At 72.8% G+C, this 12157-nt stretch carries 13 protein-coding genes; 6 read left to right on the top strand and 7 right to left on the bottom strand.

The window, feature by feature from the left end; translation table 11 throughout:
• Positions 1-82 precede the first annotated feature (82 nt).
• The 3 genes from ACGF5T_RS07015 (at position 83) to ACGF5T_RS07005 (ending at position 3389) form a co-directional block, all read left to right on the top strand.
• On the top strand, positions 83-1159 hold the full coding sequence (locus ACGF5T_RS07015) for a trypsin-like peptidase domain-containing protein (protein WP_366768634.1): 1077 nt from the start codon (positions 83-85) through the stop codon (positions 1157-1159).
• Between the two features lie 71 nt (positions 1160-1230).
• Entirely contained in the window at positions 1231-1971 is a 741-nt protein-coding gene (locus ACGF5T_RS07010) for a response regulator transcription factor (protein ID WP_356608630.1), read from the top strand.
• Entirely contained in the window at positions 1968-3389 is a 1422-nt protein-coding gene (locus ACGF5T_RS07005) for a HAMP domain-containing sensor histidine kinase (protein ID WP_361019057.1), read from the top strand. Before ACGF5T_RS07010 ends, ACGF5T_RS07005 begins: the two co-directional genes overlap by 4 nt.
• A gap of 10 nt (positions 3390-3399) precedes the next feature.
• Here the strand turns inward: ACGF5T_RS07005 and ACGF5T_RS07000 are convergent, their stop codons facing one another.
• The 3 genes from ACGF5T_RS07000 to ACGF5T_RS06990 all read right to left on the bottom strand — a co-directional run bounded on the left by ACGF5T_RS07000 (position 3400) and on the right by ACGF5T_RS06990 (position 4720).
• On the bottom strand, positions 3400-3606 hold the full coding sequence (locus ACGF5T_RS07000; protein WP_366768635.1) for a DUF397 domain-containing protein: 207 nt from the start codon (positions 3604-3606) through the stop codon (positions 3400-3402).
• Between the two features lie 83 nt (positions 3607-3689).
• Entirely contained in the window at positions 3690-3896 is a 207-nt protein-coding gene (locus tag ACGF5T_RS06995) for a DUF397 domain-containing protein (RefSeq protein WP_361019062.1), read from the bottom strand.
• The gene (locus tag ACGF5T_RS06990; protein WP_366768636.1) at positions 3893-4720 is read right to left on the bottom strand and encodes a helix-turn-helix transcriptional regulator; all 828 of its coding nucleotides are present in this window, start codon (positions 4718-4720) and stop codon (positions 3893-3895) included. Before ACGF5T_RS06990 ends, ACGF5T_RS06995 begins: the two co-directional genes overlap by 4 nt.
• Positions 4721-4843: 123 nt before the next feature.
• Here ACGF5T_RS06990 and ACGF5T_RS06985 point away from each other — a divergent pair, with 123 nt between their 5' ends.
• Together ACGF5T_RS06985 and ACGF5T_RS06980 are read left to right on the top strand one after the other, a co-directional pair.
• On the top strand, positions 4844-5134 hold the full coding sequence (locus ACGF5T_RS06985; RefSeq protein ID WP_366768637.1) for a hypothetical protein: 291 nt from the start codon (positions 4844-4846) through the stop codon (positions 5132-5134).
• 201 nt (positions 5135-5335) lie between these two features.
• Positions 5336-5887 carry a Uma2 family endonuclease gene (locus tag ACGF5T_RS06980; protein ID WP_366768643.1) on the top strand — a complete coding sequence of 184 codons (552 nt, stop codon included), beginning with the start codon at positions 5336-5338 and terminating at the stop codon, positions 5885-5887.
• Between the two features lie 86 nt (positions 5888-5973).
• Here ACGF5T_RS06980 and ACGF5T_RS06975 read toward each other — a convergent pair whose 3' ends face one another.
• The gene (locus ACGF5T_RS06975; protein ID WP_366768638.1) at positions 5974-7800 is read right to left on the bottom strand and encodes a bifunctional metallophosphatase/5'-nucleotidase; all 1827 of its coding nucleotides are present in this window, start codon (positions 7798-7800) and stop codon (positions 5974-5976) included.
• Between the two features lie 172 nt (positions 7801-7972).
• On the opposite strand from ACGF5T_RS06975, the gene mshD reads away from it, so the two are divergent.
• Positions 7973-8902 carry a mycothiol synthase gene (mshD, locus tag ACGF5T_RS06970; RefSeq protein WP_356608644.1) on the top strand — a complete coding sequence of 310 codons (930 nt, stop codon included), beginning with the start codon at positions 7973-7975 and terminating at the stop codon, positions 8900-8902.
• 192 nt (positions 8903-9094) lie between these two features.
• Here the strand turns inward: mshD and ACGF5T_RS06965 are convergent, their stop codons facing one another.
• The 3 genes from ACGF5T_RS06965 to ACGF5T_RS06955 are packed head-to-tail and all read right to left on the bottom strand — an operon-like array spanning position 9095 to position 12116.
• Complete coding sequence (locus tag ACGF5T_RS06965; protein ID WP_366768639.1) at positions 9095-9754, bottom strand: ABC transporter; 660 nt, start codon at positions 9752-9754, stop codon at positions 9095-9097.
• Positions 9742-11259, bottom strand: coding sequence for an ABC transporter permease (locus ACGF5T_RS06960; protein WP_366768640.1), 1518 nt, complete (start codon positions 11257-11259; stop codon positions 9742-9744). Before ACGF5T_RS06960 ends, ACGF5T_RS06965 begins: the two co-directional genes overlap by 13 nt.
• A complete protein-coding gene (locus ACGF5T_RS06955; protein ID WP_356608650.1) occupies positions 11256-12116 on the bottom strand; it encodes an ABC transporter ATP-binding protein in 861 nt (286 codons plus the stop codon). The genes ACGF5T_RS06960 and ACGF5T_RS06955 overlap by 4 nt, the downstream gene beginning before the upstream one ends.
• Positions 12117-12157 lie beyond the last annotated feature (41 nt).

Genomic DNA, 12157 nt, shown 5'->3' with positions numbered 1-12157 from the left:
TTACATCGGGCATACGAGGTTCTGCCGGGCTTCTCAGACAGCACTCAGACCGCTCTCATCCACGGGCGGGAGGCTCATGAACATGACCGAGAGCCTCCGCCGGAACGGCGAGTACGAGCACGCGCACCCGTACCAGGGAACCCAGCAGCACGCCTCCTCTCCCGTCAGCCCCGAGTGGCCGCCCCCGCCGGCCCAGCCGCCCGCCGCCTTCACCGACGGTCCCGGGCAGCCCGGGCAGCCCCGCCGCAGGCGCACCGTCCGTCGCGGCCCCGCCGCCCTGCTCGCGGCCGTGGCGATCGTCGCGGCGGCCGTCGGCGGCGGCACCGCGTACGGCATCCAGGAGCTGACCGGCGGCGACACCGTCGCCTCCAGCTCCACCAGCACCAACGTGGTGCCGTCCAGCCAGAAGGGCACGGTCTCCGGGGTCGCCGAGGCGGTCAGCCCGAGCATCGTCGAGATCAGCGCCACCTCGAACGCCGGCTCCTCCACCGGCTCCGGCGTGATCATCACGGGTGACGGCGAGATCATCACCAACAACCACGTCGTCGCCGGCGCCGACTCCGTCAAGGTCAGGACCAGCGACGGCAAGCAGTACACCGCCCGGGTCGTCGGCACCGACAGCGGCAAGGACCTCGCGCTGATCAAGCTGGAGGACGCCTCCGGCCTGAAGGCCGCGACCCTCGGCGACTCCGACGGGGTCGGGGTCGGTGACCAGGTCGTCGCGATCGGCTCCCCGGAGGGCCTGACCGGCACCGTGACCAGCGGGATCGTCTCGGCCCTTGACCGTGACGTGACCGTCTCGACGGACGAGGGGCAACAGCAGCAACAGCAGCAACAGCAGCAACAGCAGCAGGGGCAAGGTCAGGGACAGGGGCAGGGCGGCGGCTGGCCGTTCGAGTTCGGCGGTCAGGAGTTCAACGGCGACACCGGCTCGTCCACCACGACGTACAAGGCGATCCAGACGGACGCCTCGCTCAACCCGGGCAACTCCGGCGGCGCGCTGATCGACATGAACGGCAACATCATCGGCATCAACTCCGCGATGTACTCGGCGACCGAGTCCTCCGCCAGTGCGGGCAGCGTCGGTCTCGGCTTCGCCATCCCGATCAACACCGTCAAGGCCGACCTGTCCGCTCTGCGCGCCGGTGCCGACGGCTGAGCGGGCCCGCGAACGTGCGACGCTGAAGGCGTCGGCAGCCCGTACCCCATCGCATCCGAGGACCCGAGCCCATGAGCCCCGCAGAAGGCGACCGCGACCGTGAGACCCGGCGCATCCTGATCGTCGACGACGAGCCGGCGGTCCGCGAGGCCCTCCAGCGCAGCCTCGCCTTCGAGGGATACGACACCGAGGTCGCCGTCGACGGCGCCGACGCCCTCCAGAAGGCGGCGGCGTACCGGCCCGACCTGGTCGTCCTCGACATCCAGATGCCCCGCATGGACGGCCTGACCGCCGCCCGCCGGATCCGCGGCGCGGGCGACCTCACCCCGATCCTGATGCTCACGGCCCGCGACACCGTCGGCGACCGGGTGACCGGCCTCGACGCCGGCGCCGACGACTACCTGGTCAAGCCCTTCGAGCTGGACGAGCTGTTCGCCCGCATCCGCGCGCTGCTGCGGCGCAGCTCCTACGCGGCCGCCGTCGACGCCGCCCACGGCAACGACGACACCCTGACCTTCGCCGACCTGACCATGGACCTGGCGACGCGGGAGGTCGTGCGGGGCGGGCGGCCGGTCGAGCTGACCCGCACGGAGTTCACCCTGCTGGAGATGTTCATGGCGCACCCGCGCCAGGTGCTCACCCGGGAGCAGATCCTGAAGGCGGTCTGGGGCTTCGACTTCGAGCCGTCCTCCAACTCCCTCGACGTGTACGTCATGTACCTGCGCCGCAAGACCGAGGCGGCGGGCGAACCGCGCCTGGTGCACACCGTGCGCGGCGTCGGGTACGTCCTGCGGCAGGGCGGCGCGGAGTGAGGAGACTGGTCCGGCGCCTCCGCACCCTGCCGCTGCGCTCCCGCCTGGCGCTGCTGGTGGCGGCGGCGGTGGCCTTCGCCGTCACGGCGGCGGCCGTGGCGTGCTGGTTCGTGGTGAAGAGCGTGCTGGTCAGCTCGCTGGACGAGGCGCTGAAGGCGAACCGCATGGACGGGCAGCAGGTGAGCCAGTACGTCGACCTGCGCACCGGCCTGTGCGCCCACGACCCCGTCACCCACGAGCAGAACCCCTTCGGCTCGTCCGTACAGCTGGTGGACCGCAAGGGCGGCAGGTGCCTCATCATCGGCACGGAGGAGGTCCCGCTCACCGACGCCGACCACGCCGTGGCCGAGGGCACGACCGCCACCGCGCTGCACGACGCCACGGGGCCGGACGGCGCCCAGTACCGCGTCTTCACCTACACCGTGCCCAATCTCCCGGGTGTCGCCGTCTCCGCCGCACGCCCGCTGGGCGAGGTGAACAGCTCCCTCAGCAACCTCGCGCTGGTACTCGTCTTCGTCGCGGGCGCCGGTGTCGTGGGCGCGGGCGCCGCCGGCCTCTGGGTGGCCCGGACCGGGCTGCGTCCCGTCGACGAACTGACGCGGGCCGTCGAACACGTCGCCCGCACCGAGGACCTGGCCGTCCGCATCCCCGTCGAGGACGGCGGCGAGGACGAGATCGCCCGCCTCTCCCGTTCCTTCAACAGCATGACCTCCTCCCTCGCCAGCTCCCGCGACCTGCAACAGCAGCTCATCGCCGACGCGGGCCACGAGCTGCGCACCCCCCTCACCTCCCTGCGCACCAACATCGAACTCCTCACCCGCAGCGAGGAGACCGGCCGCCCGATCCCCGAAGCCGACCGCAAGGCGCTGCTCGCCTCGGTGAAGGCCCAGATGACGGAACTGGCGGCGCTGATCGGCGACCTCCAGGAACTCTCCCGCCCCGACACCGACCAGCACGCGGCCCGCACCCGCATCCTCGCCTGGCACGACGTCGTCGAGTCGGCCCTGCGTCGCGCCCGCCTGCGCGGCCCGGAGCTGACTCTCACGGCGGACGTCCACCCCTGGTACGTACGGGCGGAACCGGCCGCGCTGGAACGCGCGGTCGTCAACATCCTCGACAACGCGGTGAAGTTCAGCCCCGAGTCCGGCACCGTCGACGTACGCCTCGCCGACGGCGTCCTCACCGTCCGCGACCACGGCCCCGGCATCCCCGCCGACGAACTCCCCCACGTCTTCGACCGCTTCTGGCGCTCCCCGTCGGCCCGCGCGCTGCCCGGCTCGGGCCTGGGCCTGTCGATCGTCGCCCGCACGGTGCAGCAGGCGGGCGGCGAGGTGAGCCTGACCCCGGCGGAGGGGGGCGGCACGACCGCGACGGTACGGCTGCCGGGGGCACCGGTACCGCCGCCGGAGGTGCCGTGAGGGGCGGCGCCTACGAGGGCCGCCCCGGCATGCCCGCCAGGAACGCCCCCCACGACCCGGCCCCGAAGGCCAGCACCCGCCCCTCCGGCACCTTGCTGTCCCGCACGGGGACGAGGCCGGGACAGCCGTCGGCGACCTCGACGCAGTTCGTACCGCCCCCGTCGCTGTAGGAGGACTTGCGCCAGGTCGCGGCGGTGAGGTCAGGGAGTCGGTTCATGATCTGCGCTCCTCCAGAAGGCCCTTGACGAACGCCATCGACTCCACCGGTGCCGCCGCCGAAGGTGCCACAAGGGGCCGCGCCTACGCGGGCCGCCCCCGCACACCCGCCAGGAACGCCGCCCACGGCTCCGCCCCGAACACCAGCACCCGCCCCTCCGGCACCTTGCTGTCACGCACGGGGACGAGGCCGGCGCAGCCGCCGGCGACCTCGACGCAGTTGTTGGCTCCGCCGTCGCTGTAGCTCGACTTGCGCCAGACGGCGGTGTTGAGGTCCGGGGTGTGCTTCATGATCGGTGCTCCTCCAGTACGTCCTTGACGAACGCCAGCGAGTCCGACGGGGACAACGCCAGATCCCGGAGACGATCGTAGGACAAGCGGTGGTGCAGGGCGTCGTCCGGATCATCCGTCAACAGGCCGCTGCTGCCACCTTCAACGTAGGCCACGGAGCGGCCGTCCTGCTGCCACAGGAGCGTCAGCGATCCCTTGCCCATGAGGTGATGGATGCCCGCGGAGAACGGCAGCACCTGGAGGACGACGTTGGGCCGCTGCGCTGTATCTGCGATGTGTGCCAGTTGCCCCTCCCAGGTTCCCGGGTCGGCCGAGGGCCGACGGAAGGCGAGTTCGTCGATGACGAAACGGACGCTGGGTGCAGGGTTCTTGCGGAGCAGAAGCTGACGTCCCAGTCGCGCGGCGACCTGCTCCTCGACTGCTTCGCGCTCCGGGCCTGTTGTCTGAGGCCCGGACAACACCTCCCTGGCGAAGTCCTCGGTCTGCAACAGCCCCGGCACGTTCGGCGCGTACACATGGATGACCCGCGCCACCGACTCCAGCCGCATGTACTCCTTGTACTTGTCCTTGAAGGCATCGATCCGCGCGATCTTCCACAGACTGACCAGCAGATCACCGGCCCCGTAGTACCCGTCGAGGTCTTCCATGACCGTCACCTTGGACAGCCGCTCACCCGACTCCAGGCGGCTCAAGTAGCTCTTGTCGTAGCCGGACTCGTCGGCGAGCCGGCCCAGCGACTTGCCTTCCTTCTCCCGCAGGAAACGAAGCGTGCGCCCCAACACCGCCCGCCCCGAATCAGCCTGTCCGTCGACCTCTTCAGTCATCTCGCCCTCCCTGTTGCCCAGGAGCACGGGCAACGCCAACCCCCTTCCGCAGGGTACGCCCGGCCAGTGACGATGCGGACACTAAAAGTAATCGCTGCTGTTCGAAGCTCGAAGGGACACCCCATGCCCACGCCCCCGCTCCGCCTCCTCCCCTGGACCACCCCCGAAGGCAACCCCTGCTACCTGAGCACCGACGACAGCCACAGCCTGCTGTCCCGGATCGCCGACGACATCGAGGCGGCCCAGTTGGACTCGGGCGAGCAGGTACTCGCGGGAGCCAGGGCCGTGCTCGCCGACCGGAAGGCAGGTGAGCGGGCGGTGCGGTTCGCGCTGACCAGGGCGACGGAGTCGCTGGAGGACGTGCTGAGGGTCGCGGTCAGCCGCGGGCGGCGCATCCCCCACCCGGGCGAGTGATGCGGCCGCATTTCACCTGGTCAGTCGCGCCGACGTACGTAGCGTGATCACGCTGCCTGTGGCCCGAACCCGCTCAGCCCACACTTGAGGAGGTGACGTCACCATGACCGCTCTTGCACACGAGAGGCCCGAAAGCATGCCCGAGTTCTCAACGACGGGGCCGGAGAACGGGCCGGGCCTGGACGAGGTCGTGTGGCAGGCATGGAAGGCCATGGAACTCCCCGAGGGCTACCGCGCCGAGATCATCGAGGGAGCCATCGAGGTGTCACCCACCGGTCGCCTGCCCCATGCCCGGATCGTGAACCGGCTACGGAACGCCCTGGTGCGTTATCTGGGAGAGGGCGAGTACTCGGCCTGTCAGGACGCCCATGTCGCCTTCCGGGGAAGGTCTGGATTCCCGACCTCTTCGTCGCGCCCGGGGATCTGGAGCCCTACGCGGACCAGGACGGGCTGGGTGTCGACGCGGCGGCGGTCCGGCTGGTGGTGGAGGTGGTCTCGCCCGGCAGACTCAACGAGGACCGGGACCGCGTCAGGAAGCGCCGTGAGTACGCCCGCGCCGGCATCCCCGTCTACGTGATCGTCGATGACCACGATGCCCAGAGAACCGTCACCGTGCTCACCGAACCCCGGCCCGACAAGGGTGACTGGCTGGGCGTCGTGCGAGTCCCGTACGGGACGGACGCCGAGGTTCCGAAGGGACCCGCCCCGGGTCTCGTGATCGGAGAGGCCGTCACCGGGCCCGAACGGGCCTGACCCGGTGCGGCAGGAGGAAGGGGCCCGGCGACCCGCACGGTGCTGCGGGATACCGGGCCCCTTCGATGAGCTGAGCCGCGCTGGGCCTACCGCACGACCGTGATGCGGTCCGCCGTCGGCACCGCGATCGGGTTGCTCGCCGAGGAGTTGGCCGTCAGGTACTGCTCCAGCGCCGTCAGGTCGTCCGCGCCGACGAGTTCGTTCGCGCCCTCGCCGAGGGTCGGGAAGCCGTCGCCGCCGCCCGCGAGGAAGCTGTTCGACGCGACGCGGTAGGTGGCCGCCGGGTCGATCGGGGAGCCGTTCAGGCGGATGGAGTCGGTCACGACGCGGTCCGCGCCCGTCTTCGTCAGGTCCAGGGTGTAGGTCAGACCGGACGAGACCTGGAGGATCTTCGGGGCCGCCTCGTTCGGGCCGCTCACCTGCTCCTTGAGGACCTGGACGAGCTGGGCGCCCGTGTAGTCCTGGAGGTTCACCGTGTTGGCGAAGGGCTGGACGGCGAAGGCCTCGGCGTAGGTGACGACGCCGTCGCCCTCGCTGCCCGTGGACGCGTGGGTCAGGGGTGCGCGGATGCCGCCCGGGTTCATCAGGGCCAGGTCGGTCTCCGGGTCCTGGGTCCTGCCGTACGCGAGCTGCGCGTCCGCTATCAGGTCGCCGAGCGGGGACTCGGTGCCGTCACGGGAGACGTCGCCGGCGATGTAGCCGATGGGGCGGTTGCCGATCGGGGCGGCGAGGGTGTTCCACCGGCCGATCAGGCGGGTCATGTCCGGTGCCTTCGGGACGTCCCGCGTCACCACGTGGTTGGCCGACTTCACCGACGTGCGGGCGATGTCACCGGTGCGGCGGTCGTACGTCAGCGTCGTGTCCGTGTAGAGGCGGCCGAAGGACGAGGCCGAGGTGACCATGCGGGGCTTGCCCGCCGGGTCGGGGATCGTGCAGACGTACGCGTTGTGGGTGTGGCCGGTGACCAGCGCGTCGACCTGGGGGGTGACGTTCTTCGCGATGTCGACGATCGGACCGGAGACGCCGTCGCCGGCGCCCGGGGAGTCGCAGTCGTAGTTGTAGGACGTCGACGCCGGGAAGCCGCCCTCGTGGACCAGGGCGACGATCGACTTCACGCCCTGGCGCCGGAGCACCTCGGCGTACTTGTCGATCGTCTCGACCTCGTCCTTGAAGGACAGGCCCTTGACGCCCTCCGCCGAGACGACGTCCGGGGTGCCCTCCAGGGTCACGCCGATGAAGCCGACCTTGACGCCCTTCTCCTTCCACACCCAGTAGGGCTTGAGGAGGGGCTTCCCGGTCTTCTCGTCCAGGACGTTCGCCGCCAGGTACGGGAAGTCGGCGCCCTTGAAGCGCTTGTCCGTGTAGCAGCCCTCGGTGGGGTGGCAGCCGCCGTTCTGGAGGCGGGCCAGCTCCTTGGCGCCCTCGTCGAACTCGTGGTTGCCGACGCTCGTCACGTCCAGGTCGAGGGCGTTCAGCGCCTCGATGGTCGGCTCGTCGTGGAACAGGCCGGAGAGCAGCGGGGACGCGCCGACCATGTCGCCGCCGGCCGCGGTGACGGAGTAGCGGTTGCCCTTGCGCGCCTCGCGCAGGTGGGTGGCGAGGTACTCGACGCCACCCGCGTCGATCGTCTTCGTCGTGCCGTCGGGCTGCACCTCGGTGACCCGGCCGGAGGAGCCGGCCGGCGGTTCCAGGTTGCCGTGCAGGTCGTTGAAGGAGAGGAGCTGGACGTCCTGGTAGCGGCCGGTCCCCTGACCGTGGCCGCCGTGTGCCCGCTCGTCGTCGCCCGCGTTCGCCGAGGCGGGCAGGGCCGCGGCGGCGAGCGCGCCGGCGGTGACGACGGTGGCGGCGACGGCGAGGAGACGGCTCGTACGGCGTCCGCGGCGCGGTTGGTGCGACTGTGCTGTGGCTGGCATGCGCCCCCCTGTGGGTGTGCGTGACGCGAGCCGCTGAGGAGACGGCTCGCCGGCGCAGCAGCCTAGAGTCAACGCGCGTAGCGCGACAGGGGTTTCCGGGTTACATCCTGGTTTACCTTGCTCGTCCTCGGCTGCCGCCGCTTTGCCGCGGCCGCCCCTTACCCTCGTACGCATGACCAGCGACGACTCCGTGCGGCCCGGCCGCCCCCGCTCGATCGAGACCCTCGCCGAACTCACCCCGGAGCAGACCGACGCCGTCCTCGCCCTGCTCGCCGAGGCCGCCCGCAGGGACGGGCAGCAGGCCGTGTCCGAGCAGGGCCGGCTGCAACTGCGCGGACCCGCGCGGGAGGGCGTCTCGCACCTGCTGCTCTCCGTGAACGGCGGCGACCTCGTGGGCTACGCCCAGCTGGAGGGCACCGACCCGATCGAGCCCCCGGCCGCGGAGCTGGTCGTCCACCCCTCGCACCGGGGGCAGGGCCACGGCCGGGCGCTGGGCGCCGCGCTGCTCGCCGCCTCCGGAAAGCGGCTGCGGGTCTGGGCGCACGGCGGCCACTCCGCCGCCCGGCACCTCGCGCAGGTGCTCGGGCTGACCCTCTTCCGCGAACTGCGCCAGATGCGTCGTCCGTTGGCCGGCCTGGACCTGCCGGACCCGAAGCTGCCCGAGGGCGTGACCGTCCGCACCTTCGTGCCCGGCCGGGACGACGCGGCCTGGCTCGCGGTGAACGCCGCCGCCTTCGCCCACCACCCCGAGCAGGGCTCCCTCACCCAGCGGGACCTCGACGACCGCAAGGCCGAGGCGTGGTTCGACCCGGCAGGGTTCTTCCTGGCCGAGCGGGACGGCAGGCTGATCGGCTTCCACTGGACCAAGGTGCACCCCGAGGAGCGGCTCGGCGAGGTGTACGTCCTCGGCATCAGCCCCGACACGCAGGGCGGCGGCCTGGGCAAGGCCCTGACGACCATCGGCCTCAGGCACCTGGCACAGGCGGGACTGCCCACGGCGATGCTGTACGTCGACGCCGACAACAAGGCGGCGGTGTCCGTCTACGAGCGTCTGGGCTTCACCACCCACGAGACGGACCTGATGTACCGCACGGAGACCTGAGCGACGCGCGCCGGGCGGTTCACCGGCGTAGCGCACCAGGCCGGTCGGCGTAGCGCACCAGGCCGGTTCACCGGCGCAGCGCGCCAGGCCCGTCCGCCGACGCCACACGCCCCGCCCGGCCGGTCCACCGGCGTCGCGCGCCCGGCCGGTCCACCGGCGTCGCGCGCCCGGCCGGTTCACCGGCGTCGCGCGCTAGGCCGGTCCGCCCGCGCCGCGCGGCCGGCGCCCCCGTCGCCCCAGCGGCTCCGGCCCGCAGGCCGCCCCCACCGTCACCGCCGCGGCGCACAGCACCGCCCACCGGTCGTGCCCCGGCGCCCACCCCGGATCGTCGGGCGTCACGAACAGCCCCCAGGTCTCCGGCGTCAGCAGCGGCGCGAGGACGGCCGCGAGCAGCAGGCCCACCGCGACGGCCCGCCCCGGACGCGCCTCGCCGGACAGCCGTACGAACGCCGCGGCACCGGCGAGCGCCAGGGCGCCCGTCGCCCCCGCCTCCAGGGTGATGTCGCCGGCCGGGGGCCGGGACGCGGAGGGGACGAGCAGCAGGACGGCGGTCCACCACAGCACCGCGCCCGGTGCGACCAGGGCCACCCGCAGCGCCTGCCGCAACGGGCGCCGGGTCGGCACGGGAGCGGTGAGGTGCCGCGCGGGGTCGTCGAGCAGGAAGGCCAGACCGACCGCGCCGATCAGGGCGGTGCCGCGCAGCAGGGTGACCGTCTGCCAGGGGGTCGGCTCCGCACCCACCAAACCCGGTACCGCGGCGACCAGCAGGCCGAGCGCACCGGCCGCGGCCAGGGCCCGCCACGGCAGCGTACGCCCCACCGGGACGACCAGGGCCGGCGTCACCCGTCGCACGAGTCGGCCTTCTCCGGCCCGGCCACGCCCAGCAGTTCGGCGACCCGGGCCGTCGTGACGCCCGGCGAGGTCAGCTCGGCCCAGTGCGTCCGCACCCGCTCCCCGACCCCGGCGGGCGGCTTCTCCAGCAGGCGCCGTACGACGTCCGTCTGGCCCTCCGTCATGCTCAGCGGGTCGGTGGGCGCCAGGACGATCGCGGAGCCCCGCACACTGTCGTCGAGGCGGACCCGGCGCAGGGCGTCCATCGGGTCGTCCATCCAGCTGAGGGAGAGCCACATGACGGTGACCATCCGCCCGTCGCAGACCTCGGCCGCCGCCTGCTCGGTGCCCGCGACGAGCACCGCGGCGACCGCGCTGGAGAACTCCGGGACCCGGTTGCCGCCCCAGGCGGTGCCGACGGTCACCTGGTCCGGTTCGGCCAGCGCGGGGATCGCGGCGTCGCCGTCCAGGCCGTACCGGGCCTCGATGCGCTGCCGTACGACGAGCGGCCGGTCGTGCGCGGAGCCGCCCGCCAGGGACCTGACCCGGTCCACGACACCGGCCCAGGTCCCCGTCCGGGGCACCCACTCCGGGAACGCGCAGTACGTCGTACGGCCGTGCTCGACGCAGGTGTGCTCCGGCCGTACCGAGGCGCGCTCGCGGGCCGCGGTCAGCTCCGGGGACGGTGCCACGCCGCCCGCCTGGAGGACGCCGCCCGTGACCGCCAGCGCGAGGGCCAGGGCGGTGCCCGCCCGGACGACGAGGTGGCGCCCGCCGGCGAGGAGCACGGCGAGGAAGGCGGCGCTCAGGCCGGCGCCCGCCAGGTAGAGGGCGTGCCAGGCGGCGGGCCGGCCCAGCAGGTCGGAGGGCAGGGTGTCCGAGCTGATCGCGCTGACGGCCGGGGCCAGCCACGACAGGCCGCCCTCGCCGCTGGGACCCGTACCGAGCATGAAGGCGAACAGCAGCACCACCACCAGCAGGGGCGCCGCTAGCGGCGAGGGCAGCAGGCGGGCCGCCAGCACCCCGAGCGCTCCGAAGAGCAGCACCGTCAGCGGTCCGACGGCCAGTTCGGCCGGCGACCCGTGCCCGACCGCGCCCGGCTTGAGCGCCTCCCAGGTGAACTGCCCGGCCACGCACACCGCGGTCAGCAGGGCGACCGGCACGACGGACAGCGCGTGGGCCGCCGTGCGGCGCCAGGGCTGGACGACCAGCACCCCGAAGTGGTCCTCGGTGCCGTGCCGCAGGGACCGCAGCACCCCGAGGTTGGTGCTCACCAGGACCGCCAGCCCGACGAGCATCGGCATGCCCTGGGTGGCCCGGTCGGCGTCCTGGAGGGCCGGGTAGCCGTCATAGGAGCTGCGTCCGCGCCACACGATCCAGGCGAGGTACGCGACGAAGGCGAGGACGACGGGCACGCTCGTCAGCGTCCGGCGCGCCTCGAACCGGGCGAGGGCGAGCACGGACCGTACCCCACCGCGCCGCTCGGCCTCACCGGCGGGCGCCGCGGCCGTCAGCAGGGCGCTCACGCTGCCACCTCCGCGTCGGCGCCGTCGAGAACCAGCAGGTAGCCGTCCTCCAGCGCGGGTTCGACCAACTCCGCCCCCGGGGGCGGATCGCCCACGTTGCGGAAGGTCCCCGCACCCGTGCGCCAGCCGGCCTTCGCACCCGCGTCCCGCTCCCCGCTGCTCCACACGCGCCCGGCGGCCCGTGCGGTCAGTTCGGCGGGCGTGCCGTCGAACCGCACCGCCCCGGCGGCCATGACGACCACCCGGTGGCAGAGCATCGCGACGTCCTCGGTCTGGTGGGTGGACAGCAGCACGGTCCGGCCCTCCCCCGCCTCGGCGATCAGCTCCCGGAAGCGCATCCGCTGCTCCGGGTCCAGCCCGACGGTCGGCTCGTCGAGCACGAGGAACGCGGGGTCGCCCACCAGCGCGGCCGCGAGCGCGACCCGCTGCCGCATCCCCCCGGACAGCTTCCTGATCCGGCGACCGCGGACGTCCCCCAGGTCGACCTCCTCCAGCACCCGCCGCACCTCGCGGTGGCGGGCGGAACGGTCCGCCAGCTCCTTCAGGATCGCGACGTAGTCGACGAACTCGAAGGCGGTGAAGTCCGGGTGGAAACCGGGCGTCTGCGGCAGGTACCCGAGCCGCCGCCGCACCTCCTGCCGCCCGCGCGAGGTGCCGGGATCGTGCCCGAGCACGGTGAACGCCCCCCGCTCGGGCGGCACGGCGGTGGCGAGCACGCGCAGCAGCGTGGTCTTGCCGGCCCCGTTGGGACCGAGCAGCCCGGTGACGCCCGGGGTCAGCCGCAGCGACACGTCGTCGAGGGCGCGGGTACGGCCGTAGTGGAGGCCGAGCCCGGAGGCGGAGACGGTGGGGTTCATACGGTGCTCCCGTACACGAAGGAAACAAGGAAGGAGAAGAA

This window comes from Streptomyces sp. NPDC047853 (genome assembly GCF_043204535.1).
Taxonomy (GTDB): domain Bacteria; phylum Actinomycetota; class Actinomycetes; order Streptomycetales; family Streptomycetaceae; genus Streptomyces.
This window is presented reverse-complemented; position numbering and strand designations above follow the sequence as displayed.